Here is a 26,140-nt window from a genome sequence, read left to right as displayed (position 1 = left end):
AAAATGAAAAATAAAACGGCAATTTTTAAACACGTTCTAAGAGCAAAAAAAAGATACACACATTCTATCTTAATGTTGTTGTTATTTGTTACTAATTATACATCAGCAATTCCGCCAAACTTTACTACTAGGGAAATAAAATTTGTTAGTGAAGGAATTTCACTCGCGGGAACTGTTTTTACGCCTAACAATATACAGGCTGCCGTTGTAATTGTTCACGGATCAGGGCAAGAAAAAAGAATGATAGACTTTGCTGCAAATCTAGCCAACAATGGAATTGCAGTTTTAACCTATGATAAACGCGGCGTCGGAGAATCAGCTGGTGTATATGCTGGACCTGAAGTAGGAACTAACAATGTTGATTTCTCCAATCTAAATCTTTTGTCTTTAGATGCTAGTGCTGCTGTAAATACTTTGTCCAAGCAATTACACAATGATCAAATCGCAATAGGTTTAATAGGAGGCAGTCAAGCCGGATGGATAATTCCATTGGCTGCTGAGAAAAATAAGAAAGTCAAATTTATGACCATCTTTAGCGGAGCTCTTATAACCGTTAAAAAGCAATTGAGATTCCAATTTTATACAAATGGTGATAAAAATTTTTGGGATACACACTCCGAAGAAGAGGCAAGAAAACACGTTTTCAATGACCCAGACAAATATGAGTTTATTGATACAAATCCTAATGATATTCTTTCTAAACTATCAATTCCAGGAATCTGGATTTTTGGAAGCAAAGACATTCAGGTTCCAGTGAAACTATCCATTGAATATCTAGATAAATTAAAATCCACGGGAAAACCTTATGAATATAAGTTATTTCCAAACTTGGGCCACAACACAGCCTTTTCAGATGATCAAGAGCCTATGAAAGATGCCATCAATTGGATTAAAAATGTAGATAAATTAAAGAATCATAAATAAAGTCACTATCACTAATAGTTACTAGAAGATATTTTGAAGTTTCTAAAAAATTCTTTTGATACGAGGTATGTGTTGTAATTTTTATTTAAAAGAATCTTCTCTTTTTCGAATATAATCAATTCCTAAATAGCAATCAGAACTTATATCGTATTTGTTTATATACAATAGATATTTTATTGTAAAATACTCATCTGTTTTTAAATCTGATCTATTAAGTTCAAACCTGTCTTTTCTAATTGATTGTTTTGAATATTTTTTTAAAAATTTATCAAATCCTAAATCAAAATATTCTTTTTCGATTTTTCGATTTAATTTAAAATTATACCAATAATTAGGATTTCTAATCAAAATCAAATTTTCATTTAAAACATCATTTAAAAAAGAATCAAATGACTTATACTTTTTGAAATAATACTTTTTAAAGAAAAGAAATAAATCATGATTATTTGTTCTACAAATTTGTTTATCACTTGTCAAAATATATAAATCAAGTGTTAAATATTGAGATGGCAGTAACCCCAACTCTTCATCTTCCTTCATCAATGATAATTTTTCAATCATTTCATCAGAAAAATCAGGTTCTTTTCTTTCGCATGAAATCAAAAAACAAAACAACAGTGATAAGGTTATAATTCTCTTCATAAATGAGATTTGAAGTTTAAACAAATCTAACAAAAATATGCAGCGTTTTTTCCAAAATATATATTGCAATTTAATTCTGAAAATGATATTTTGAGCACTTAAAAGAACCTTATATAATTTACTCATTCCCAATAGTTTTAAGCTCGAAATCGTCCTCAATTTTTTATGAAAATTTTGAGAACTTAAACCATTGCAATATTGCAACTTATGAAGTATCTTTGCACCCTAATTCGAAATTCATAAAATGAATAAATTATTGATTGTTGGAACAGTTGCTTTCGACGCGATTGAAACTCCTTTCGGAAAAACAGATAAAATATTAGGTGGTGCTGCAACGTATATTGGTTTATCAGCATCATTTTTTAACTTGCAATCGGCCATTGTTTCTGTAGTTGGCGACGATTTTCCTCAAGAACATTTAGATCTTTTAACTTCAAAAAATATTGATATCTCTGGTATCGAAATTGTAAAAGGCGGAAAAACCTTTTTCTGGAGTGGTTTATATCATAATGATTTAAATTCTAGAGACACATTAGTAACTGAGTTGAACGTTTTAGCTGATTTTCAGCCTAAAGTTCCTCAAAACTATAAAGATGCTGATGTTGTGATGTTAGGAAACTTACATCCGTTAGTACAAAGCAGTGTTTTAGACCAAATGGAGAAAAAACCAAAATTGGTAGTTTTAGATACTATGAACTTTTGGATGGACTGTGCTCTTCCAGAATTACTAGACGTTATTAAACGTGTAGATGTTATTACAATCAACGACGAAGAAGCAAGACAACTTTCTGGTGAATATTCATTAGTAAAAGCAGCGGCTAAAATCCAAGATATGGGACCAAAATATGTGGTGATCAAAAAAGGAGAACATGGCGCACTTTTATTCCACAACAGAGAAGTATTCTTTGCACCAGCTTTACCTCTAGAAGATGTTTTTGATCCAACTGGAGCAGGAGACACTTTTGCAGGAGGATTTTCAGGATTCATTGCACAAAGCGAAAACATTTCGTTTAACAACTTGAAAAATGCAATTATATACGGTTCGAATTTAGCTTCATTTTGTGTAGAGAAATTTGGAACTGAAAGGATGGAAACATTAAGTAAAGCGGAAGTAGCGATTCGATTACAACAATTTAAGTCGTTAACTCAGTTTGACATAGAAATATAATGCCTAAGAGCCTCGATAAAACGGGGCTTTTTTATTACGTTAATACACACAACTTACAACAACACAAAATACAAAAACAATGAGCGACGCTTTAAAACACGAATGTGGTATAGCCTTAGTTAGACTTCTTAAACCGCTTGAATATTATAAAGAAAAATACGGAACTGCATTTTACGGAATTCAGAAAATGTATTTAATGATGGAAAAACAGCACAACCGTGGTCAAGACGGAGCTGGATTTGCAAGCATTAAACTTGATGTTGAGCCTGGACAACGCTACATAAGCAGAGTTCGTTCAAATCATTCGCAGCCAATACAAGATGTTTTTAAGCAAATCAATGAAAGAATCAGCGAAGAATTAAAAGCGAATCCTGAAATTGGTGATGACGTTGATAAAATAAAATCACAAATTCCATATGTTGGCGAATTGTTTTTAGGACACGTTCGTTACGGAACTTTTGGTAAAAACAGCATCGAAAGTGTTCACCCATTTTTACGTCAAAGTAACTGGATGCACCGTAATTTGATTTTGGCAGGAAACTTTAACATGACCAATGTTAAAGAACTTTTCGAAAATCTAGTTGAGCTTGGACAACATCCAAAAGAAATGGCGGATACTGTTACTGTAATGGAAAAAATTGGTCACTTTTTAGATAAAGAAGTAATGCAATTATACCAAGACTGTAAAGCTGAAGGTTATTCAAAAAGAGAAGCTTCACCAGTAATTGCTGAGAGATTAGATATTGCAAAAATTTTGACCCGTTCAGCTAAAAACTTAGATGGCGGTTATGCAATGGCAGGTTTATTAGGTCATGGCGATGCATTTGTTTTTAGAGATCCAGCTGGAATTCGTCCTGCATACTTCTATCAAGATGATGAAGTTGTTGTTGTAGCTTCTGAACGACCTGTTATTCAAACTGTATTTAATGTTCCTTTTGAAAGTGTACAAGAAATTGATCCAGGAAATGCTTTGATTATTAAAAAAGACGGAAAAGTTACCATGAACCAAATCTTGGAACCAACCGTTAAAAAAGCGTGTTCATTTGAAAGAATCTATTTCTCAAGAGGAAGTGATGCTGAAATCTACCAAGAACGTAAAAATTTAGGAAAACTAATTTTGCCTGCCGTTCTTAAAGCTATTGACAGCGATACAGACAATACCGTTTTCTCATACATTCCAAACACAGCCGAAACATCATTTTATGGTTTAGTAGAAGCTGCTCAGGATTTCTTAAATCAGAGAAAAAACAATTATATCTTAGCTAATAGAAATACTCTTACTGCTGAAACATTGCAGGAACTATTGGCAGTAAAAATCCGTACAGAAAAAGTTGCTATTAAAGATGCTAAACTAAGAACCTTTATTACTGAAGACAGCAGCCGTGATGACTTAGTTGCTCACGTTTATGATGTTACTTACGGCGTAATTAAACCAGAAGACAATTTGGTTATTATTGATGATAGTATTGTTCGTGGTACAACTTTAAAAATGAGCATCATAAAAATGATGGATCGTTTAAATCCAAAACGAATCGTTATTGTTTCATCTGCACCGCAAATTCGCTATCCAGATTGTTACGGAATCGATATGGCAAAACTAGAAGGCCTTGTAGCTTTTAGAGCTGCATTGACTTTGCTAAAAGAAAGAAACTTATACCATATCGTAGACGAAGTTTATGCTAAATGTAAAGCACAGGAAAATTTTGAAGATAAAGATGTTGTTAATTATGTAACAGCAATTTATGATCAATTTACTCCTGAAGAAGTTTCAGATAAAATTGCCGAAATGTTAAGCTCTCCTGAGATTAACGCCGAAGTTAAAATTATTTTCCAAAAAGTAGAAGATTTACACATTGCATGTCCTAAAAACCTAGGTGACTGGTACTTTACTGGAGATTATCCAACTCCTGGAGGAAATCGAGTTGTAAACAGAGCTTTCATGAATTTCTATGAAGGAAAAGATGCAAGAGCTTATTAATAAAATACTAACAAAAGGTTAATTTGTGCATTTCATCGGTTTTTTTTGCCGTTCATCCTGTTTGTTTGGTAAAAATGAAAAGCTACAATACTTTTGAACTACCATAACATTAGTAGGTTAAGTTTATGGTAGATTTGGGGCAAAAAGGGTGGAAGCAATTCCACCTTTTTTATTGGAGTAAACTCAAATATCTCTTCCCGCACCTTTTATTCCATTTTGTCGAATATATTTACCATTCAACTAGAAAGTTTTTTTCACAAGAATAACTGCCATACATTTACTGAACCATAACATTAGTAGGTTAAGTTTATGGTAGATTTGGGGCAAAAAAGGCGGAAGAAATTCTGCCTTTTTTATTGCAGTAAAATCAAATACCTCAACACACTCCTCTTATTCCACTTTGTCGGATATATTTACCATTCAACTAGAAAGTTTTTTTCGCAAGAATAGCTGCCATACATTTACTGAACCATAACATTAGTAGGTTAAGTTTATGGTAGATTTGGGGCAAAAAAGGCGGAAGAGATTCCGCCTTTTTTATTTTCCTTTTTTTAGAAGACACAATAAAGACTCTGGATAAAGACATAAAATATAGAAACAAAAAAAAGACGGATAACTTTAAGTCATCCGTCTTTTTTCTTTACTCTTATTCTATTTTAGATTATTTGTCTAAAGCAAATCTTCTAGCAACTTCTGTCCAGTTGATTACATTAAAGAAAGCCTCAATATAATCTGGTCTTCTGTTTTGGTAGTTTAAATAGTAAGCGTGCTCCCAAACGTCCATTCCTAAAATTGGAGTTCCACCGCAACCTACTTCTGGCATTAATGGATTATCTTGGTTTGGAGTTCCACAAACGTCTAATTTACCACCTTTGTGTACACATAACCAAGCCCATCCTGAACCAAATTGTGTTGCACCAGCTTTAGCAAACTTCGCTTTAAACTCTTCAAAAGTTCCAAAAGAAGCTTCGATAGCAGCTAATAAATCACCTGTTGGCAATCCGCCTCCATTTGGAGCCATTACTGTCCAGAATAAATTGTGGTTGTAAAAACCTCCACCATTGTTACGAACTGCTGCGTTAGTTTTATCTAGGTTAATTAAGATATTTTCGATTGTTTTTCCTTCTAAATCTGTTCCTGCGATAGCAGCATTAAGATTTGTAGTGTATGCATTATGATGTTTTGAATGGTGAATTTCCATTGTACGTGCATCAATATGTGGTTCTAATGCATCATATGCATAAGGTAATTGTGGTAATTCAAAAGCCATGGTATTATGATTTTTATGGTTTATAAATAATTTATTCCAAATTTAGACATTTAACTTTGGAATTGAAAATAGTATTTCGTTATAATTCAATTTAATTAATTGATAAATTGATTTTTCATCAAGTCAAACACCTGATAATCTTTATTTTCCATTAAAGGTTGTCATCGTATTCTCAAGACCGGCTGTACCAAAAGATTTTATAATTTCTGATGCAACTTCTAAACGTTCTGTCAATTTTGCTTTTTCTTCTTCATCCCATTCCCCCAAAACATAATCAACCTGCTGTCCTTTTTTAAACTGATCACTGATTCCACATCTAAAGCGGGTATATTGCTGTGTGTTCAAAACAAGATTGATGTTTTTAAGTCCATTATGACCTCCGTCACTTCCTTTCGGCTTGATTCGGATAGTCCCGAATGACAGATTTAAATCGTCTGTAATGACTAGAATGTTTTCTAATGGTATATTTTCTTTATCCATCCAATATTTCACTGCTTTTCCGCTCAAATTCATGTATGTATTTGGCTTAAGAAGCAAAAATGTTCTTCCTTTAAATTTGTATTCTGCCAACGCTCCAAGTTTAACAGTTTCAAATGAAAGGCCTTCTTTTTTGGCTAAAAAGTCCAATACTTTAAATCCGATATTATGTCTTGTGTTTACGTATTCGGCTCCGATATTTCCTAAACCTACAATTAAATATTTTTTATTCACGTTTTTTAGATTGTTTTTTTGGTGTTCGTGAACCTCCGGTTTCATATTATCTTCTGTGTTCTCTTCTTTTGGTGTTGATGAAAACAGTTTTGTTATCCATTTTATCATGATGCAAAAGTAAGATTAATTAGAGAATGTGGCAATTGGTTAATTATATAATTATTTACTGATGGTGGTTTAACCGTAAAGTTCGCAAAGGTTTTACGCTAAGAATTGCACACGGATTTAAATGGATTTACGCGGATTTTTTCTACCAGGCTTTTTCGAAGTAAGTATAGGGATTATAAATACAAAACTTCTTGCCAGCCCTGACAGGAGCGGTATCCTTTTTCTTGCTTCTTTAGCAAGGAAAAGATATAGCGGATGGCAGGAACGTCACGTCTTGAAAAAACGGAGAGTTTCTGCTTCTAAAAAAACTAATTACAAAAAAGGCTTCGACTTCGCTCAGCGTGACATAACTAATATTTGTCAGACTGAACGGAGTCGAAGCCTTCTCCCAAAAACCTTAGTATCTCAGCATCTTAGAAACTTAGATGCTAAAAAAAAGCCCCAATCGTAAGATTGAGGCTTTTTGTATTGATTTGAAAAAAATTATTTTTTCTTTCCTTTTGCAGGAGCTTTTGCAGCTTTTGCAGCTTCTTGAGCAGCTTTCATAGCAGCACGAGAAATTCTTACTTGAGCAACAACTGTGTTCTCTGGGTGCATAATTTTGTATTCTGGAGCACCAACTTTAGTAACATATAATTTGTTACCCATTTCAAGTGGAGTGATATCAGCTTCAACAAAATCAGGAAGATTTGCTGGTAAAGCTTTAACTTTTAATTTACGTTGGTTTAAACGTAAAACACCACCTGCAAGAACACCTTTAGATGTACCAACAATTTTTACTGGAACTTCCATAGTGATTTCTTTCTCATCAAATAATTGAAAGAAGTCAATGTGTAAAATTTTGTCAGATACAGGGTGAACCTGAATGTCTTGTAAAATTGCATTGAATGATTTTCCTTTTCCAAGTTCGATCACAACTGTGTGAGCGTTTGGAGTGTAAACCAAGTTTTTGAATGCTGTAACGTCTGCTGAGAAGTGTACTGCCTGATTTCCTCCGTATAAAACGCAAGGAACCTGTCCAGCATTACGTAAGGCTTTAGTTGACACTTTGCCCACGCTTTCTCTTTCTGATCCTTTAATTGTAATCGATTTCATTGTAAAAAAATATAGTTATTAATAAATATTCTATTTGCTGTAAGCTTTAAGCAATAGGCTTAAGGCTTATTTTGTAATCGTGAAATAGCTTATGGCTTAAAGCCTAAAGCGTATAGCTTTTTACATTATAAATTTTCCACTAATGGAATTGTTGTGGTGCACCATGTGCATAACTTCTGCAAAAAGCGGTGCACAACTCACTACTTTTATTTTCTTTGATTCTTTCTTTAACGGAATTGAATCTGTAACGATTAATTCTGTCAATTTTGAATTTTCAATTTTCTCATACGCACTGCCAGATAATATAGCGTGTGTACAAATTGCTCTAACGCTTAGCGCTCCTTTTTCGATCATTAGGTCTGCAGCTTTTGCTAAAGTTCCACCTGTATCGATCATGTCGTCTACTAATATTACGTTACGACCTTTTACCTCACCAATCAATTCCATAGTGTCGATAACGTTGGCTGCTTTTCTTTGTTTGTAACAGATTACTACATCTGATTCTAAAAACTTAGAGTAAGCATATGCTCTTTTTGAACCTCCCATATCTGGAGATGCAATGGTTAGATTTTCTAATTTTAAACTTTCTACATACGGTAAAAAGATTGTAGATGCGAATAAATGATCTACTGGTTTTTCGAAAAATCCTTGGATCTGATCTGCATGCAAATCCATTGTCATTACTCTTGTCGCTCCTGCAGCATCTAATAAATTAGCTACTAACTTAGCTCCAATTGGAACTCTTGGTTTATCTTTTCTATCTTGTCTTGCCCAACCAAAATAAGGCATAACAGCTGTAATGTGTCTTGCTGATGCGCGTTTTGCAGCATCAATCATTAATAACAATTCCATCAAATTATCAGCAGTTGGAAATGTTGAGCACACGATAAAAACGCGTAATCCTCTAATTGACTCTTCGTAAGACGGCTGAAACTCTCCATCACTGTACGTTGACATCGTTACTTTTCCTAACGGAATTCCGTATTGTTCTGCAATTTTTTCTGCAAGATAAACACTTTGTGAACAAGCAAAAATTTTAGCTTCTGGTTCTAGGTGCGACATTATAATTTGTTGTTTTTGCTCCGCTGCGCTCTGTACAATTTGGCTTTATCATTTTTGGTAAAGCAAAACCTGCATAAATGCCTCGGGTGTAGTTAGTTGTGTGTGCGTCGTTTTAACGAGGTGCAAATTTATAAAATTTATTGGACACTGAAAGGAAAAATTTAAGTATTTTTAGTAGTTGGTTTAAATTTATTTTTTACATTTGCACCGTGTTAAAGGAATGACGCCATTTATGACTTCATTCTATTGCGTTAAAACAATTGATTTATTAGTTGTTTTTTCGTCTGCTAAGCCCGGATGGCGGAATTGGTAGACGCGCTGGTCTCAAACACCTGTGGGAAACCGTGCCGGTTCGACTCCGGCTCCGGGTACGTAAAAAGTCTGTAATAGCTTGTTTTTCAAGCATTACGGACTTTTTTATTTTGGAATTGCCCAACCATAGCCCAACCACTGTAGAAAAAATGTCTTTTTTAGATTTTATACTCAAAAACATTTCAATCTAGAAATAATCTTTTTTAAACTTATAATAATTATCCGGCGTTTTTTGTTGCTTTGTTGCAATGTTTATATAAGATTTTAAAAACTATTAAAAAACATTGCATTTTTTTGCAACTTTGATTAACTTTTTTTTAAATAAACTCTTAAATTGCTAGAGTTCACAAATTATTTAATACAAAATCCCATTATTAAATTGCAACAAAACATTGCATTTTAATAATGGGATTCGTTGCATTGCGCAAAAGTGGTGACTGTGCTTTTAAAACACAATGAGCAACCTATTGCAATTATTTCATTAAAAGACTTACAGTACCTTTTTATCTTAAATCTTAAAAACCAGTTGCAAACTTAATACCTAATTCTTTTTTTACTTTCTTTTTGATTAAGTCTAATTTTTTAATCTCTTTTTCAATATGATTTAATTCCAAGAATAAATCTGTTATTTTAGATTTGTCAATTTTATTGAATATTTCGTTTATTACTGTAATGTCATTTTGATCTGAAATTGCACTATAATCTCCGTCAATTAAACTCAATCGATGTTTGCAAAGGGTTTTGATTAATCCAGCTTTGCAGTTACAATTTATGCTAATCGAATTGTTATCAACTTTAAAAAGAACATCATAAATTTCATTTGTACTACTACTTTTAATTTTTATCGTTGTTTCCATATTCTAATTAAAAAGTAAATGTTCTTTTATCAATTTTAGTTGCGGACTTATTCTAATTATGCTAAATAGTAGTATAGCTCCTAATAGTAATTTTTTCATTCTTTTGTTGATTTATATTAATTTTAAGATTTTGTATTTTGATTTGTGTTTTGTAAAAAACTAATTAGGTAATTTCTTTCTAATCTTGAATAGCTGTTAAAATACCATTTTCGAAATATAGATACTTTTTCAAACTATAAACATATTGTTCGTGTGAGCCGTATGTAGTTGTGGTGCGGTTTATATCATATGGTTTGCCCCACGAAGCTATGCACATTGATTTTGTCCAACCAATTTTGACTTTATGATTTAAAATAGCTTCTCCGTTCACTAATCCATATTTATTAATTATAGCCTCTCTTCTTTCATTCTCTTTTTTTTCATTGTCTAATTTGCGTTTTGCTTTTTTTTCAATTTCCTGCTTTTTTTGTGCAATTAGTATTTTAGCTTCTTGTTTTAGCCTTTCTTTTTCTTTGGCTTCATTTATTGTTTTTTGCTTTATAAATACAATAGAATCATTTATTTTCTTTTGTCTCCTTTCAATCACAAGCAGACTGTCATTTTTTCTTTGAATTGCCCAATTTTCAACTCTTCTTTCGTTTTCTAAATCAATTTCTCTAAATATTTCTGTTATGCTTTTTCTTACCCCGTTTTTTAAAGGATAATTTACGTAATACAAATTCTCTTTTTTATAATTTTCTAAATCAAAATATACTCGATAGTCTTTTGCATATTCAGTTAACTTATTGAGAAGAATGTCAAAACTATTATATCTGTAATCATAGCCAATAGGTTTTTCCCCACGACTACTGTGATTTAAGTAATCTTGTATATTTAAAACGGCGAGCAAAAGTGATTGTGAAGTTGGATATGATTTATAGCCAATTTCAAACAGCTTATCACGCTCTGCTTGATTTATCCGTTGTATTTTTATCGTATCTGATTCAGTTATAATATAGCTAGATATATGTTGTAATACTGGAGTTTTTTTCTGTCCGTAGGTTAAAGCATTTAAGAAAAGGACGATGAGCATCAAGATGTTTTTTTTAAACATTTCAGTTTTTAATTATTATTCACAAATGTCCCCAAATAGAAGTTAGTAAAAACAATCGGCGTGGGACATTTCAAACCTGCTAGCAACGTCCGGCCAAGAACGCATACACATAGTAAGAAAAGCCCACGCCTTGGCGTGTGCAATTCTTATTCTTTGTGTATATTTAAACTTGGCCGGTTTTGCTAACTAGAATAAGGTTGCCGATATGTTAAATTCGTTTTATTTCATATCACAAATATAAAAGTATTGTATTATAAAACAGTATAAGAGAATGCGTTTTTAAACATATCTTGAATTATAATTTAAAACTGCTAGACGATTATACTCTTCAATTGACTCTCTTTGTTCTTTATAGCTTAATAGTTGTTTTTTGACCTCATCATTTTTAGATTCGTTTCCAATCTCTTTTTTGAGAGTATTTTGTATAATGTTTAACTCTTTATCCAAGGGGTTAACTGTGCTACAAAATGAGTTTTTAAAAACACGGTTAATGACGCTACACTTTTTGTTAATTTCTTTTTTAGTTTTATCAGCAAAAAGTCGGTTAATCGTGCTACACTTTTTTCCTATCTCAATACTGATTCTTTGAAATCTTTTTTTTGAAAATTTAGTCGTGATACTGTCTAATCTTTTCAAATATCTATCTCTTTCATTTGGTTCTAAATCATTAATCCAATACCTAGGATTAGAATAATTCCCCGCCTCATTCAACTTACGTTCTGTAAGTTTCTTTTTGTCGATGGAGTAGTCATAATGTCTAATTTCACTAAACCTCTTTATAAGCAACTTTGAAACTTTATCCAAGGTGTTTTCGTTTATGTCCTCAAACGTATTTATAGGAATGCCTTTGCCTTTTAATTCCTCCATTTTTAAGGTTTTCAACTCTATACGAATTACATTTTCTGACATACCGTATTGATATGATTTATTGTAAATCTTGATAATAAAATTGCAATGTATTACTCGTGCACTATTGCCCTTATGACTAAACTCAAACATTATATTTTTATGATATAGCAACCCTTTTATAAACAATATAGGGTTATAGTCTAATATTAAATTTACCCCAAACTCGATGTTTTGAAAAATCATTTGAGATGCTTTACAGTCAAATAAATCTTCTAAATGGGTTCTAACCTCAACAATGTCGTTTAGGGTAAATTGATTGCCGTTAAATCCCTTATATAATTTCTTTTCATCATAATTGGGGGCTTTTATTCCGTTGAGTTCGTTCCACATTTTGTGAATACTGCCTATAAAAAACACGTGAGTTCTTTCGGGTTTACCTTCTTCTTTAATCGTTTGAATAGTGATTTCGCAAAAGTGATATTTCGCAATAAAAACACTTTCGTTAATCTCTCCAGTAGTTTTTGAAATTGTGCTTTTAAAATCCAGGACTTTTGATTTTAGCAACTTTTGAACATCAATATTTATGAGGTATATTTTTGTGTAATCTACCATTAATATTATCTTTGAAAACGGTTTTACAATTGCCTTTGTGAAACTAACTTTTGAACAAAGTATTAGGGAGCGTGAACAACTCCCTTTTTTATTGCTCTAATGTTTCGATAAATTAAAATGATAGATTTAGCCATGTAAAGGTGTTAAACTTGCCTCTACTTCGGAACGTAGGAAATAAACACGCCCCGATATTCCCAGCGGTCGTAATTTGCCGTTTTTTTGCCAGTTTGCTACTGTTGAAATATCAACATCAAACATTTCACTTACCTGTTTTCTTGTCAGGTAGTCATTTGGTTGTTTCGGAGCGAAATTTTTAAGAAATTCCTCTAGCTGGATTTTAATTTCCCCGCTAATTTGGGTTTGAAGTTCCTGCGGGCTAGTACTGATAAATTGAATTTGTGCCATCTTGCAAAGTATTTATTTGTTAATGCTTTGACAAAATTCATTCTATTTAGTTGGTACTTTATTATGGTACTAGTACTACTTTTGGTACTATTTTATAATGCTGTTTAATCTTGTAGTAGTTCATTGTATTTCTCCATGAAAAAATCAGTCATTTTAACTTTTTCGTCTTTACAATCTTTATAAACTTGCCTCATTGTCTTTTTGTTAATCCAAATGTTTTTAGTTTTACTTTGCCCTTTTTGATAATAATTTAACGTGGCTAAAATAAATTTATTCCATTCAGGATTCCCTAATTCTTTAGAAATTTTAGGCGCACTATAACCGTGTTTTATGCTTGTTTCTTTATTTTTATTTACCGTGTAGTAATCGTCTAAATCTCCAATTGCAAGACGAATTCCCAATTGAAACATAATATTTTTATCTATTGATTTTGTAGTTTCTGTTGAGGTTTCAATATTTATAAAGTCTAAAAACTCTTTTTTTATTTCTAAATAGTTTGGTAATAGTTCTTTGGTATTTTCTGTTAATTCAAAATCAAAAGCATCGTTTACTTCTTTTTTGAAGCTCAATTGCTCATTTGGATTTATGCCTAATTTAGTGAGTTCCGTTTTGTATTTGTTCAATAAAATAGAAAGGTCTTTGCATTTGTCTTTTGCTTTTTCTATTTCGGTTATAGGTACTGCATTGTATTGATAATATTCAATTGTAGATATTATTTTTTCGTTAATAACGTAACAAGTCATTTTTAACCAATTTGCAAACTCATTTTCACTTAAATTGATTTTTTCATATTCGTAATTATATAAAGTTTCGGTTAGGAATACTCTTAAATCGTTTATTTTTCGGTTATACATTGTTGTCCAAAATTAGTGTTGAATAAACTTTTTTTAGTTGTCAGTTCCGTTTTTAATTAACTTCATTTCGGGTTTTTTGTCTTTGTGTATGTCGCTATAAAATTTCATAAACATATCGGCGTTTTCGTCTGTATCCTCTGGTGCGTTTATGTAAACCCTAAATATAGATTCTTTACTATGCCCCGATATGCCCATTAATACAGGCGTTGGAATCTTTTTGTAATAGTTTGTGCAGAATGAGCGTCTAAAAGAGTGGGTCGTAATGAGTTTGTGTTTCTCGTATAAATCGAACTTTTTACGGCCGGTTTCGGAATCAAATATTTTGCCCTCTGTCATTGCCTTTATTCCAGCAGTTTCACATACTTTTTTAATGTAGGTATTGAGTTTTTGGGTACTGATTTTGTATGGGAAACTGTTTTCTATTATATCAATAATGTAGGGGGAAATTATCCCAATAGTAACTGCTTTTTTTGTTTTCTGCTGGATCAGGTCTAAATACATATTCCCGCCTTTGTATCTTATATTATCTAGTGTTATCTCGATTAAATCCCCGCCTCGTTGTCCAATTTCGCACCCGATTAATAACCATTTTCGGGCGTTTTGGTGCGCCTCACTTGTTATGTCTGCTTTGCGTATTTCGTCCAATTCCTCAAACGATAATGTTTGAATATATCGCTCGTCGTCGCTTTCTGATGCTATGATAATTTGCTTTGCATAGGAGTTAACCTGAATGCCTTTTTTTTCGGCTTCAATGCAAATGGTTTTGATGTTTGCAATATGCTTTGAGGCTGTATTTACGGCGTACTTTTTAGTTTTGAGTAACCAGTGTTCGAGTTTGTCGATTAATGCCTGATTAATGTCTGTAAAGTGTATTTGCTTTTTGGTTTTGGTTTGGTATTCCGAAAGAATGCTTTTTGTTGATATGAAACTGTTTTTTCGGCTCAATGAAATACCGTGTTTGTAACCGCCTTTAACTTTTACTTTTCGTGTGTCGGCTGTATCGATTATATTTTGAATGTAGTTTGTAATAAGACTATCGTCTGTTTTTTCTACACGCTTGAAACATTCGTTTATTTTCGATTCCAGCCAAAAAGTATCAATTGTGACACTTTCGCCCATATCGCTGTTGAGGTTTTCAAAAATATAAGATTCCAACTTTTTGAGGTTGTTGGAAATTAGTTTGTTTTCGGGGCTGTTTTGTTTGGGGAGGTTGGTTGCTTCACTCCAGTCTTTTGGATTGATTGTGAAGCCAGTATTTAACTCAAATACATTATCTCGATTGATTGATAAACGAATTTTTATAGAAACATTTTTATTTGCCTTGCTTCTTAATCGATATTGAATTGTTGCCATTTTATAACTTTTGAACAGTTGAACTTTTGAACACTTCAAAAGTAATAAAATTTGTAATACGTTTCACAAAGTTGCCCAACCGTTGCCCAACCATTTTAAGATTTTATTCTATTTCATTAAATTTAGTTAGACAATTTATTTGTTTGTAAATCGCCGTAATGTGTCTAAAAATAAGAGTTTTTAAGTTTTTTTTACAGAGTTTTATGCTATTTGGTAAAATTGCCAAATTGAGTGGTTTCAATTCCGGCTCCGGGTACTTAAAGCCTCTGAAATCTATTGATTTTCAGAGGCTTTTTCTTTTTAGGGTGGTCAAAAAGGTGGCTGATTTTTTTATTATATATTTGGATTATGAAAATTAAAGACTCCTTATTGTTGGTTCCGTTCAGATTACTGTTTATAATATTACATGAGATGCTGAAAAAAATGTCACGATTTATTTTAAAAAACGAGATAAAACAAAAACAAGATTCCTTATCCGTATTAAATAAAAAATTTGATCTGTTAAAAAAGGAAAAAGAAAATATCTTTACTGAAAACAATGCTTTAATAACAAGATTCAATAGATTCAGAGAAATTATAAAAAACGATAGAAATAAAACCTATGAGCTTGCAATAACTAAAAAAAACGAGTTAGTTGTTATTTCATATTCAAAAAAGGAAATATTTGACACTATAGAATTATTTGGTGAAAGTGGAAATAATAAAGATTGTGATTCTGAAATAGAGTTCACAAAGCGTGGAAAAGAAATTCATATAACAGGCTTTATGTCAAAAATAAAAGGAAAAGGATATGGTAGAGTGCTTATGGATTTTGTAATAAAAAACGGATTGGAGCAAAAATATACAAGTATCACAGGCGAACTTTCAAGTTCATATTCTAATAATTTTAATTTGCTTATTCCTTTTTATCAATCATTTGGATTTAATTGCATTCTATACAAGGATGTTGAAAAAACGAGCATTGGCGAAATTGTTGGCAAAATAGAGTTAAACCTAAAAAAAGACAGCATAAATTTATCTTTTTAGACTCTTGTAAATCATAAGTAATTGGCAGACGCAATGTTAATTTCCACAGTTTGTGAGACACTACCCTTTAGATTTAATGATCTTTTAATTATTTTCTTTCCAGTACGCACTATAAAAATTATACGTTTGCATTAATTCCTCATGATTGCCAAACTGTGTTATAGTTTGATTTTCTAAAATATAAATAGTATCAGCAATAGTTTTTAATTTATTTAAGCGATGCGAAATGAATAGTACAGCACAATCTAGTTTTATTTTTTGCAGTAATTGCAGTGTAAATTTTTCGGTGTTTCTGTCCATGGCTGATGTTGCTTCATCCAAAATTAAAAACTGTGGTTTTTTATATAAGGCTCGTGCCAGCGCGATAATCTGCTTTTGACCTCCGCTTAAATTTATCCCCTCTTCACCAAGAATAGTTTCTAATCCTTGTGGCAATTGATTGAAGAAATGTCCAAATTCATATTCTTTAATAAACTGCATTACATTTTCTGGTGTGTCTATCGTTCCAAGCAGGATGTTATCAATAACATTTCCGTTGAAAATGGTAATCTCTTGAGGAATGACTCCCAACAAATCTCTATAACTTTTAAGTTCAATCTCTTGAAGTTGATGATTATTATTTAAAATAATACTCCCCTTTTCGAATGGATAGAAACGCTGTAAAATTTGTCCCAAAGTGCTTTTTCCAGATCCGCTTTCACCTACTATTGCAATGAATTTACCTTTTTCGATTTCGATATTTACGTTATGGAAAAGTTTGCTTCGACCTGCAAACCGAAATAACAGATTTTGAATACAAATTTTATTAATTTCAAGGATTTTAAGTCCTTCTTCATTTTCTTTTTTAATAGATGCAAATTCATACATTCTGTTAAAAGCTATTTTTGCTTCATTTATTGGAATCGAAATTAAAGCCAAACTTGCAATTGAAGGCAATAATGAGCCGACAATTCCTAAAATAGCCATTAATTCTCCAATTTTAATTTCTTTATTAAATACCTGAATAGAAGTATAGATTAAGATTCCAATAACAAATATTACGCTTGCCAAGCCAGATTGCCAAGATAAGCTAATGTTAATTTTTCCGAGGTTAACTATTTTTTCTTGATAGTTAGCGAAAATAAATTGATTTAATTGATTGAATACAGCTTGTTTATTGTCATTTTTAATAGTAGATATACCTTGAATTGTATTAATGAAATTACTTTCATTAACAGCTGAACTTTCCATTACTTCTTTTTGAGAAAGCATGATTTTTTTATTGTGACGGTAGATTATAAAGAAGTATACAGGCAGGCTGAGAATACAAATTATTCCCAACTTCAATGAATAAGTTAGCAAGAAAACAGATGAGATTATAACTGCAAGAATGTCTATAATTAATGTGTTAGCTAATATTTTGATGACATTTTGCACTCGTTGTGTATCGTTTAGTCTTGAGACAAGTTCTCCTGTTTTTCTAGTGTCAAAAAAGAATTTAGGAAGTTGAAGCAAGGACGAGAAAAATGTATTATTAATACGGTTATTAAAATCTTTAGATTGTCGAATTGTAAAATGCTGTCTTAAAACAGATATTCCAACACGAGCAGAAAGTAAAATAGTCAACAGGATAATTCCAGAAATTAATTTATTGATGTTGTTTGATGGAAGTATATCATCAATAAGTTTTTGAGAAAAAAGAGCCATTGCCAACCCTAAACCAGCAACAAAAACACCGAGCAGTATAGAAATCCAAATAAGTTTATAATCTTCTTTTAGTATATCTAAAAACCATTTTAATTTAATGTTTTTTTCTGCTTCTTCTGTAACGAAATTTTTATTTGGCTCTAAAGTCAGGCAAGATTTTGAAATCCAAACTTTGTCTAGTTCTTGGATTGATAAAAAAGCAATTCCTTTCGCAGGATCTCCAATCAGAAATCCATCTTTTTCACTGTAGCCATAGCAAATGATATAGTGGTTTAATCGATTATCAATTAAAGCATGTAAAATAAGGGGTTGTTTATGATCAATCAATGCATGCATATCAGCTTCGCAGCCATCAGCATTAAAGTCTAATTGATTAGCTGCCTGATACAATCCTAACATTGTTGTCCCTTGTTTGGTTGTGCCGCTTAATTCTCTTATTTTTTCTAAAGAAGTATTACCATAGTAAAACTTTATAATCGATAGCAAACATGCTGCGCCACAATCTGATTGATCTAATTGTAAAGAATGGGTTTTACGGATATGTTTTAAATTCATTGCGATTAGTCGATATTTAATTTTCTAATCAAAATGGCAGGGTTTATTTGACCTTTTATTTTCTCGATTAAATTTTGATTTTTATCATATAATACTATACTAGGCAATGAATTAACATCAAAAGTAGCAGCGAATGAGACTTTGTTGTCATGTAAAAAACGAACATTATCATAAGCTGTTAATTGATGTTTTTTAGCAAATTTCTTAATTTGTAAGGGTTCTTCAAAGGATATAAAAATGAGCTGAACGTCCTTAAATTTTTCCATGTTTTTTTTTATCATTTGTGTTTCTGCATCACAGTAGTCACATTCAGTATTGAAATAGATAAAAATTGTTGCAATATCCTTTTTAAGATTTTCATTTGTAAAAGTTTCTCCATTTATTGTTTGATAAGAAAAATTGGGAATAGTTTTGATGTTTTGAAGAATTTCTTTTTTATGGTTTATTTTAGATGTTATTTGATAACCAAGAAAGAATAGAGCACCAATAAATAGTGATACAATAATTGTTTTTAATGATTTTTTCATTGTTTTTGTTTTCTGTTTAAAAGTAAGGACATGATTAAGCAAACCATCGATATTGATCCTAGTCCAGCTTGAATGTAATCTTCTTTGTAGAAAAAATAGATGACTGCGTGAATAATGATTATACTGCAGCAGCAGATGATGAGAAAAGTTTTTGAATTTTAGACATTCTAAGAATAATTAAGTGTAAAAAACATAACTGTTGCAACCCATAATAATAGTGCCGGTATATAACTTAAGCCTACAATTTTTAACCCATAATCTGTATTGGTTTTGGTTAGTTTGCCAATTTCAAAACCTAAATAAATTATGTAGAATAGTTCAAATAAGTTAAGTACCTGAAACGGATAAATAAACCAAACTTCTAGCTCTTTGTAACCTGTAATGTTTAATGCTGATAAAGGATAAAAATTTTGAACATCATTTAAATCATATTTTACTTGAAAAAAAACAAACCAAATAACTTTAAAAAGGGGAACTAACAAAAAGATAAATTCTGCTTTTAGAGCTACATTCCATGTTGAATTATATTTTATTTCTCTACCAGATAAGAATAATCCAATGTATAAAATAGTAGCCATTAGTGAAGTTTTAACTAAAATTATTAAAGGAATATATAAGTACGATAACCAATGCCACTCATCTTGAAATTCTAAGTAACTATTTACTTGATTTATACTTAGAAAGTCAACTAGAAAATGACGAACAAGATCTGTTAAATTGATTATCTTATTTGTTATTTCTGTAATAAAAACATAGAAAAAAGAAAGTAAGATATACCTAAGAAAAGTGTTTTTCACTGCTATACTTTTTTTTGTAAAAAAAGCACTATTCATAGATGAATAATGCTTTTCTAAATTCAGAATAATTTATTAGAAATATTGTTATTGACTTTTACTTTTCAAAGTATAATTCTTTAAAATATTTTATATTCCATAAAGGAAATATAAAAAGTAAATAATCATTTTTCTTAAGGACATCTTTTTTGGATAATCTATAATAATCGGTAAAAATTCGGTAGATATAATAGAAAACCATTAGTGTGCAGAACAAAATGTAATCTTTTTCTTTTGCACTAAAATATAATAATGGAATTGGTATTAAAATTTGAAAATAATAGATGGCTAAATTTTTCATTTTAGAATATTTAAAATATTAGTATATAGTATAAGGATTTAACATCCATTTTTTGCCGCGCAAGCTAGTGCAAATGCTACTGCGGTTTGTGGGATAAATGCACTTGTTATACCTGCAGCAAGTGACGCCCAGCCATGATTTGAGTATACATCTGAGAAACAACCTACTACATTTGCGCCAGTACAACCACCTCCGCGCTCGTCTTGATCTGGCGCTTCTTGATCAAGAGTATTAGTGTATGCACCTCCAATTAAATTTTCCATTTTTTGCAATTCTAGTTTTTTCATAATTATGTAAGATTTATGTGTTAATGTTTTCCAAATATAAGATTTATCCTTTAAATTTAAATTAAAAAAAGAGGAAATTTAATTAAAAATTAAGTGTTTAATTTATTTTTTTATTTGCAAAGCAATAAATGGTAATTTCTAGGCGATAATCGGTATTTTAAAAGCAATAAGGATACTTTTCTAAAAGAGGCTTAATTTAATTCGTTGTGTTATCGTTTAAGAATCAAATATAGAATTTTAATTCATTCATTGCTCGAAGTAAATTCGCCATATCGGTATTTGTAGATAAGTAAACACTTCCTCGTACTAAAAAAATCATACTTCCTTAATGCTTTACCTATTTCAAAATAAACATTATTATAAGAGTTTCTGTATTTTTTTTAATGTCAACAATAACCATATCAAAACTTATTGCAAACATAATTAGGCTAATTTAAAATATTTCTCTTCTCCAAAAAAAATACGACCTAATTTGTCCTTAATAGCGATAACAATTCCTTTGAAAGGGTTATTTTCAACGTCAATTACCTCTCCTTCAATCCATACATCCAACCCTGTTAATTTTGGATCTACAATGGCTTTATCTCCTATTTTCATAATTAAATATTACTTAAAACAATGTAATTATATCATATATACTAATTATTTATATATAATATTCATTCGTTATCATCTTCTCTAATTCTACAAGTGCAAATGTGCAAGTTTTAATTTTCACGTTATTTTGGGTTTCTGCAGCTCGTTCCTGGTTCTTGTTTTCACGTCATTTTGCCTTCCTGAAGAAAAGATCCGGAATAGCTTTTCACGTTATTTAGTTATCCAGCTTAACATTTTTTTCCATAATACTCTAGAAAAGAAGCCACATCGTACTTAAACTCAAAAGTAGCTTCGATAAATTCCTTTCCCTTTTCACTGTAAAATTCTTTCATTTCCTTATATGAATTAAAGAAATCTTCTAGAGCTTCTTTTACTGTTTTACCATTTCCATGAATTCCATAATTTAATGTGCTATTTTCAATATACACGCTATAAGTTCCATCATTACCTATTTCAATAAATGCAATGTTTGGTTTGCTTTTATTATACATTGTTTGAGGTGTACCAATAATAAAATGTACGTCTTCGTAACTCTTAACTATACTAGAAACCGTATCCAATTCTAAATCTTCATTAGGGGTTAAAAAAGCAAAACCACCTTTTTGAGTAGCTATGTTTAATATCTCATTCATTCTTTTTTCAGCTACTTCAAATTCTTTATTTAACATCTTTTTCAGTTTTAAGGATTGCCCAGTTTCATAACTCATTCAAAAAATCTTTAGCAGGAGTAGTTTTCAAATTACCTTTTTTAGATTGTTTCATTTCCTCCAATCCATTTTTAATATTTTCTAGAACATCTAATTCAAGTATTAGATAATGTCTGTCTTCATAATCTTTAATTAATAAGCATAAAATTCCTAGTTCATCATCTTCAGGTCTATTTGGTTCAGCGTGAAAAATCTCAATAGCTCGTATTACAGCTTTATTGTAATTTTCTTTGGTTTCTATTGTTTCCCATTTCATAAATTATTTTTTTTTAATTACTTTAAAAATTAGTAGTTCAAGCAAAAAAATCCTACCGAAGCAGGACTTTAAATTTTATTTTAATAAAATGGCAATAAATAAACCAAATATCATTAATGAAAGGATAATAAATATGCCTAGCATCCATCTTGATCGTTTTTCTAAATCTTTCTTAGCTATTAAGTCGCTCCTATTTTGCTCTGCTTCTTTGTCTATTTTTCGTTCAATGTAAGAAGTCAAACTTAAAGCTGTTTCTTTTCCTACCTTTTCAGTTAATAAATCGTAAAGCTTTGTTAATGTGATACTACTCATAGTTCCTTTTTTTACAGAATTAATTATTTTTTTTAATGTGTAAAGTGTCAAAAAAATTAGATTTAGGATTCTCTAAATATTGCAATATTCAGAGAATCCCTTTCCTTACAGCCGTTTAAACTCTACGCCTAGTTTTTTTAAAAAAGCTTGTACAATATGCCGTTTATCTTCAAACTCCCAAGTAATAAAAGTCTTTCCGTTAAAGAAGTCAACAAAATTGTCATATAAATATACTGTTTCTCCTTTTTTTATCATTTCTAGTTCCTCTTTTGATAAATTAATAATATCGCCTTTTATTACCAATATTCCTTTGTCAGATTGTTGTTTTTGTATAGTTTTTTCAATTTTCTGACTTTCTTTATCTAAATTAAAATCTATTGAATTGAGGAACTTTTTTGGCAGAGTGCGAATCATATTCAAATCTATTTTATTTTCAAACTGAATTTTTTTATGAAAAAATTCTACAAGCCCTTTGTATTCAAACCACTCTCCTTTGATTTGATAGTCCTTGAACAACACTTTTAAAGTGCTTTCAAATTGACCAGAATCATGAAAAATATTTGAATAAATCTGATTATCAAGATAGCCTCCAGCATTTTGAATAGTCACTATTCTTTTTTTTGCATTCTCTGAAATACCAACTTTTATTTTTTGTTGGTCTAATATTTTTACAAAGTATAAATCCATGTTTTTAATTGTTTATGTACGTTTATTTATTCAGATACAAGATAGTACGTTACTATTCTGTTAGTATAGCGTTCGTCGTAGAAACTAAATTTAAGTGTTTGTTTTCCGTCCATGTAGCTGATAAAAACATCTGTAAGTTCTAAACGCTCAGGTTCTTTTTGTCCTTTATCGGGAAAAATTTCCATAGAAATAGTTTTCTTTATCTTGTCAAAAATGTAATTAAAATAATCGTCGGAAGGCTCTAAGGCATTACTACAAATATCAGAACCATCAGCCCAAATTCCTTTGTTACCATTGTTAAATGAAAAAGTATCATCAAAACGACAATAGCCACGGTCTTTTTCTTTACTCATATCTGTATTAGCAACTCCATCGTTGTCTAAATCAACAGGTAAATCTGTTATAATTGATTTAATTTTGTAAGAGCCTGCTAGTTTTGGCTCTAAAACATCTACTTCTTTGGTGCAAGCCATTAAAGAAAATATTATCATTAACATTCCGATTTTTCTAATATTTTTTTTCATCTTTATTATATATAATTATATTGTTTATTTAATCTATTTAATTGGTATAATATCTTAATCCAATTCCTGCAAACGGAACAAATTTTCCTAAATCTGAATTAGCATGATAATACTCGTTTACTTTTATGAAAAGCGTTGTTCTATCATTAATAAGGTAGTCAAAGTCTAATCCCGCATAAGCCCCGTAAATGAATTTTGATTCGTCCAAAATCAAACTGCCATTGCTTAAATTCATCTCTTTATTATCGTTGACTATTTCGTAGCCAAGTACTACACCGCTACCGAAGACAATCCCAAATTTTCTGTTTTGAGTAAGATATATGGGCATAGAATAGCCCAACAAAAGTGTTATGTCGTTGTAACCTATTTTATCTTCTCCGACTTTGTATTTAGCATCGGTTGCAAGAATAGAAGCCGAAATTGAATTTCTGTCGTTGATGAAATAATTATGACTAAGCATAACACCATAACCGTCCTGTGTTGCTCCAATGCTAACACCAAAAGCATTTTTGTAGTTTTGAGAATAGCCTTTCGAAAAAGCTGATAGTAATAATACCCCAAGAAATAATTTAGTTTTTTTCATTTGTAATTGATTTTAATTTATAAAAATTGATTTGAATACTTATTTTTAGCTTGATATAATTTCTTTGCATTCTGCAATGATTTTAAAGTAATTCTCTTGCATCATACTTTCGCTTATTGGGATTTTCTGATTGATATATTTTCCTTTTATCTCGTCCTTTAAGAACTTCGTTTTTAAAAATTCTCTTGGATTTCCTTCCGCTATGATGCCATAGAATTCTCCTTGCGCTAAATTGACTATGTCGCTAATTTTTACACGATTTCGTTCCTGTATATTTTCGCTAGTTCCTGAACTGGTATTACTTCCTAAATGCACAAACTTTCCACTTGTACCATCACCTGTACTCTTAGATGTAAATACTTCATCTTTTTTACTGAATAGATTTTGAACCATTTCAGCAGTTTTGTAATTCGTAGTTCTTCCGAAGAATTGATTCCCTAAGTTTGAAATTATTACCTGCGATATATCTTCCCCATACTTTTGAACTAATTGTGCGTAATCCTGTACTCCAAATATTGTAGCGATTTTACTACTTCTTGCAGTGGCAGGGAGTTGCTCAATATTGGGCAAAAAGACCGTGGGCGCCTCATCCAACAATACAACTGATTTTTGCTGATTAGGTTGATTCATTTGCCTAAGTGCTACCGAAATAATAAGCGATATTGCAGGAGTGTAGACGGTAGGCAATGTACTGTCGTTAATAATGCATAAAAAAGAAGGGTTTTTCTTGTTGTTTAAATGTAAGTCAACATCATTACTTGAGAGAATCCAATAGATATCGGGGGTATTAAGGGTAGATAATGCATTTTGCAAGGTCGATAAAACTCCGGCCACTTGACGCTCGGCTCCTCTAGTAATACTTTCTCTCAAAGAGGCAACCATTCCGCCTGCTTCATAATCTTGACTCACTTTTTGAATTAAATCATCAGCTGAATTATGTAAAATCAATGAAATTGTATGTGCTAAAGTGCAGCATTTTGGGTGCTCATTTCGAAGATACCATATTACACCTGCAAGAATCATTTTTGAATTATTGCTCCAAAAATCTTGCTTTTTGATGCTATCAGGCAATAGGTTTGAAATGATTACATGCGCATATTCTATTGCAATAGCTGATTTAGTTAAATATTGGGGGTGTATAGCATTTACCCTGTCTGAGAGTAAAGGATTTTTAAAATCAATGGTTTTGACTTTTATGCTAGAATTTTCATAGCTCAAGTAAACTTTTTCTGTCAAGTCCCCTTTAAAATCGTAGCATATTCCCGTAAATAGTTTTTCCGATAATTGCAATATAATTCTTTCAAATATTGAAGCACTTTTTCCAGAGCCAGCCCCTCCCTGCACATAAATTCCTCTATAGGCATTATCTAAGCTTATTAAGCCCTTATTTGTTTTAAAAGTGAAACCGTCATCTTCTTTTTCAGACTTTTCTTTAACTTTAGTGAATTTCTCGGTTTGGGATGGTTTCTTTCTGTTCTTAAACTTTAATAGATAAACTGCATAAAGAATAGGAGTTATACAGATTATTACCCCAAAATCTCCAATAAGAGCGCTTAATAATTTTCCTAACAAGGCAATTAATAAAACTATAAGAATATTGTTAATTATTATACTGATAATTACTCTAGGGAATCGTTTTTGTTTAGCATGATAAAATGAAACATAAACTACCGAAATAATAAGGGAAATTGCTCCAAAGTTTGCCCAATATGGCATCTTACTAGCTATGAATTTTGAAAATAGATACAAAAAGTTGTTATACCCATTTTGAATATAGTGCCCCTTCAATTCTTTTAACTGAAAATCATAAGAATCAACAAACAAATTAGTTACGGAAAACACAAGCAGATGAGTTTCTAAAAGTATTACTGTTGATATTATAGTAAAAAGTAAGATGAATTTTAAAATACGGAGAAGAATACCAATTTCAGTATTCATTTCTCCAACGGTTGGTCCATGACTCATA

At 31.1% G+C, this 26,140-nt stretch carries 28 protein-coding genes and 1 tRNA gene; 5 read left to right on the top strand and 24 right to left on the bottom strand.

Features of this window, described 5'->3' with window-relative positions; translation table 11 throughout:
• Positions 1-3 precede the first annotated feature (3 nt).
• The gene (locus NLG42_RS05415; RefSeq protein WP_257683207.1) at positions 4-924 is read left to right on the top strand and encodes an alpha/beta hydrolase family protein; all 921 of its coding nucleotides are present in this window, start codon (positions 4-6) and stop codon (positions 922-924) included.
• 81 nt (positions 925-1,005) lie between these two features.
• On the opposite strand, the gene NLG42_RS05410 is transcribed toward NLG42_RS05415, so the two are convergent.
• Entirely contained in the window at positions 1,006-1,566 is a 561-nt protein-coding gene (locus NLG42_RS05410; RefSeq protein WP_257683206.1) for a hypothetical protein, read from the bottom strand.
• Between the two features lie 244 nt (positions 1,567-1,810).
• On the opposite strand from NLG42_RS05410, the gene NLG42_RS05405 reads away from it, so the two are divergent.
• Positions 1,811-2,734: a PfkB family carbohydrate kinase gene (locus NLG42_RS05405; RefSeq protein ID WP_089053615.1), complete on the top strand. Its 924-nt coding sequence runs from the start codon at positions 1,811-1,813 to the stop codon at positions 2,732-2,734.
• Between the two features lie 79 nt (positions 2,735-2,813).
• On the top strand, positions 2,814-4,712 hold the full coding sequence (locus NLG42_RS05400; protein ID WP_089058925.1) for an amidophosphoribosyltransferase: 1,899 nt from the start codon (positions 2,814-2,816) through the stop codon (positions 4,710-4,712).
• 661 nt (positions 4,713-5,373) lie between these two features.
• On the opposite strand, the gene NLG42_RS05395 is transcribed toward NLG42_RS05400, so the two are convergent.
• The 4 genes from NLG42_RS05395 to NLG42_RS05380 form a co-directional block, all read right to left on the bottom strand.
• Entirely contained in the window at positions 5,374-5,982 is a 609-nt protein-coding gene (locus NLG42_RS05395; protein WP_089053613.1) for a superoxide dismutase, read from the bottom strand.
• 141 nt (positions 5,983-6,123) lie between these two features.
• Entirely contained in the window at positions 6,124-6,801 is a 678-nt protein-coding gene (gene pth, locus NLG42_RS05390; protein WP_257683205.1) for an aminoacyl-tRNA hydrolase, read from the bottom strand.
• A 483-nt stretch (positions 6,802-7,284) separates the two neighbouring features.
• A complete protein-coding gene (locus tag NLG42_RS05385; RefSeq protein ID WP_089058923.1) occupies positions 7,285-7,896 on the bottom strand; it encodes a 50S ribosomal protein L25/general stress protein Ctc in 612 nt (203 codons plus the stop codon).
• Between the two features lie 120 nt (positions 7,897-8,016).
• Positions 8,017-8,958: a ribose-phosphate pyrophosphokinase gene (locus NLG42_RS05380; RefSeq protein WP_089053799.1), complete on the bottom strand. Its 942-nt coding sequence runs from the start codon at positions 8,956-8,958 to the stop codon at positions 8,017-8,019.
• A gap of 291 nt (positions 8,959-9,249) precedes the next feature.
• Between NLG42_RS05380 and NLG42_RS05375 the strand changes: the two genes are divergently transcribed.
• Positions 9,250-9,329, top strand: a tRNA-Leu gene (locus NLG42_RS05375).
• Positions 9,330-9,785: 456 nt separating this feature from the next.
• Here NLG42_RS05375 and NLG42_RS05370 read toward each other — a convergent pair.
• From NLG42_RS05370 to NLG42_RS05345, 6 genes are all read right to left on the bottom strand, one after another.
• Positions 9,786-10,127, bottom strand: coding sequence for a hypothetical protein (locus NLG42_RS05370; RefSeq protein WP_257683204.1), 342 nt, complete (start codon positions 10,125-10,127; stop codon positions 9,786-9,788).
• A 178-nt stretch (positions 10,128-10,305) separates the two neighbouring features.
• A complete protein-coding gene (locus tag NLG42_RS05365) occupies positions 10,306-11,220 on the bottom strand; it encodes a hypothetical protein (protein ID WP_257683203.1) in 915 nt (304 codons plus the stop codon).
• A 279-nt stretch (positions 11,221-11,499) separates the two neighbouring features.
• Positions 11,500-12,681 (bottom strand): hypothetical protein, encoded by a 1,182-nt coding sequence (locus NLG42_RS05360; RefSeq protein ID WP_257683202.1) that lies wholly within the window; start codon positions 12,679-12,681, stop codon positions 11,500-11,502.
• 126 nt (positions 12,682-12,807) lie between these two features.
• The gene (locus NLG42_RS05355) at positions 12,808-13,086 is read right to left on the bottom strand and encodes a helix-turn-helix domain-containing protein (protein ID WP_257683201.1); all 279 of its coding nucleotides are present in this window, start codon (positions 13,084-13,086) and stop codon (positions 12,808-12,810) included.
• A gap of 104 nt (positions 13,087-13,190) precedes the next feature.
• Positions 13,191-13,940 carry a hypothetical protein gene (locus NLG42_RS05350; protein ID WP_257683200.1) on the bottom strand — a complete coding sequence of 250 codons (750 nt, stop codon included), beginning with the start codon at positions 13,938-13,940 and terminating at the stop codon, positions 13,191-13,193.
• A gap of 33 nt (positions 13,941-13,973) precedes the next feature.
• Positions 13,974-15,293 carry a tyrosine-type recombinase/integrase gene (locus tag NLG42_RS05345; protein ID WP_257683199.1) on the bottom strand — a complete coding sequence of 440 codons (1,320 nt, stop codon included), beginning with the start codon at positions 15,291-15,293 and terminating at the stop codon, positions 13,974-13,976.
• 348 nt (positions 15,294-15,641) lie between these two features.
• Here NLG42_RS05345 and NLG42_RS05340 point away from each other — a divergent pair, with 348 nt between their 5' ends.
• Positions 15,642-16,319: a GNAT family N-acetyltransferase gene (locus NLG42_RS05340; protein WP_257683198.1), complete on the top strand. Its 678-nt coding sequence runs from the start codon at positions 15,642-15,644 to the stop codon at positions 16,317-16,319.
• Between the two features lie 84 nt (positions 16,320-16,403).
• On the opposite strand, the gene NLG42_RS05335 is transcribed toward NLG42_RS05340, so the two are convergent.
• The 13 genes from NLG42_RS05335 to NLG42_RS05275 all read right to left on the bottom strand — a co-directional run bounded on the left by NLG42_RS05335 (position 16,404) and on the right by NLG42_RS05275 (position 26,139).
• Positions 16,404-18,560, bottom strand: a complete 2,157-nt coding sequence (locus NLG42_RS05335; protein WP_257683197.1) for a peptidase domain-containing ABC transporter — start codon at positions 18,558-18,560, stop codon at positions 16,404-16,406.
• 5 nt (positions 18,561-18,565) lie between these two features.
• The gene (locus NLG42_RS05330) at positions 18,566-19,087 is read right to left on the bottom strand and encodes a TlpA family protein disulfide reductase (RefSeq protein WP_257683196.1); all 522 of its coding nucleotides are present in this window, start codon (positions 19,085-19,087) and stop codon (positions 18,566-18,568) included.
• A 167-nt stretch (positions 19,088-19,254) separates the two neighbouring features.
• A complete protein-coding gene (locus NLG42_RS05325; protein WP_257683195.1) occupies positions 19,255-19,665 on the bottom strand; it encodes a hypothetical protein in 411 nt (136 codons plus the stop codon).
• A gap of 313 nt (positions 19,666-19,978) precedes the next feature.
• Positions 19,979-20,221, bottom strand: a complete 243-nt coding sequence (locus tag NLG42_RS05320) for a hypothetical protein (RefSeq protein ID WP_257683194.1) — start codon at positions 20,219-20,221, stop codon at positions 19,979-19,981.
• Positions 20,222-20,259: 38 nt separating this feature from the next.
• Positions 20,260-20,508 carry a hypothetical protein gene (locus NLG42_RS05315; RefSeq protein ID WP_257683193.1) on the bottom strand — a complete coding sequence of 83 codons (249 nt, stop codon included), beginning with the start codon at positions 20,506-20,508 and terminating at the stop codon, positions 20,260-20,262.
• A gap of 423 nt (positions 20,509-20,931) precedes the next feature.
• The gene (locus tag NLG42_RS05310; RefSeq protein ID WP_165572138.1) at positions 20,932-21,105 is read right to left on the bottom strand and encodes a hypothetical protein; all 174 of its coding nucleotides are present in this window, start codon (positions 21,103-21,105) and stop codon (positions 20,932-20,934) included.
• A gap of 227 nt (positions 21,106-21,332) precedes the next feature.
• Positions 21,333-21,812, bottom strand: a complete 480-nt coding sequence (locus NLG42_RS05305) for a hypothetical protein (protein WP_257683192.1) — start codon at positions 21,810-21,812, stop codon at positions 21,333-21,335.
• A complete protein-coding gene (locus NLG42_RS05300; RefSeq protein WP_257683191.1) occupies positions 21,802-22,068 on the bottom strand; it encodes a hypothetical protein in 267 nt (88 codons plus the stop codon). The genes NLG42_RS05305 and NLG42_RS05300 overlap by 11 nt, the downstream gene beginning before the upstream one ends.
• 75 nt (positions 22,069-22,143) lie before the next feature.
• Complete coding sequence (locus NLG42_RS05295; protein WP_131474525.1) at positions 22,144-22,380, bottom strand: hypothetical protein; 237 nt, start codon at positions 22,378-22,380, stop codon at positions 22,144-22,146.
• A 105-nt stretch (positions 22,381-22,485) separates the two neighbouring features.
• Positions 22,486-23,067 carry a GIY-YIG nuclease family protein gene (locus NLG42_RS05290; protein WP_257683190.1) on the bottom strand — a complete coding sequence of 194 codons (582 nt, stop codon included), beginning with the start codon at positions 23,065-23,067 and terminating at the stop codon, positions 22,486-22,488.
• Between the two features lie 26 nt (positions 23,068-23,093).
• Positions 23,094-23,591 (bottom strand): hypothetical protein, encoded by a 498-nt coding sequence (locus NLG42_RS05285; RefSeq protein ID WP_257683189.1) that lies wholly within the window; start codon positions 23,589-23,591, stop codon positions 23,094-23,096.
• A 37-nt stretch (positions 23,592-23,628) separates the two neighbouring features.
• Positions 23,629-24,174 carry a conjugal transfer protein TraO gene (locus NLG42_RS05280; RefSeq protein WP_257683188.1) on the bottom strand — a complete coding sequence of 182 codons (546 nt, stop codon included), beginning with the start codon at positions 24,172-24,174 and terminating at the stop codon, positions 23,629-23,631.
• 45 nt (positions 24,175-24,219) lie between these two features.
• Positions 24,220-26,139, bottom strand: coding sequence for a type IV secretory system conjugative DNA transfer family protein (locus NLG42_RS05275; protein WP_257683187.1), 1,920 nt, complete (start codon positions 26,137-26,139; stop codon positions 24,220-24,222).
• Position 26,140 lies beyond the last annotated feature (1 nt).

The sequence above is a fragment of the Flavobacterium plurextorum genome (assembly GCF_024638035.1).
Lineage (GTDB): Bacteria > Bacteroidota > Bacteroidia > Flavobacteriales > Flavobacteriaceae > Flavobacterium > Flavobacterium plurextorum.
The sequence above is the reverse complement of the archived record's forward strand: the minus strand, read 5'-3'. Positions and strand labels throughout refer to the sequence as shown.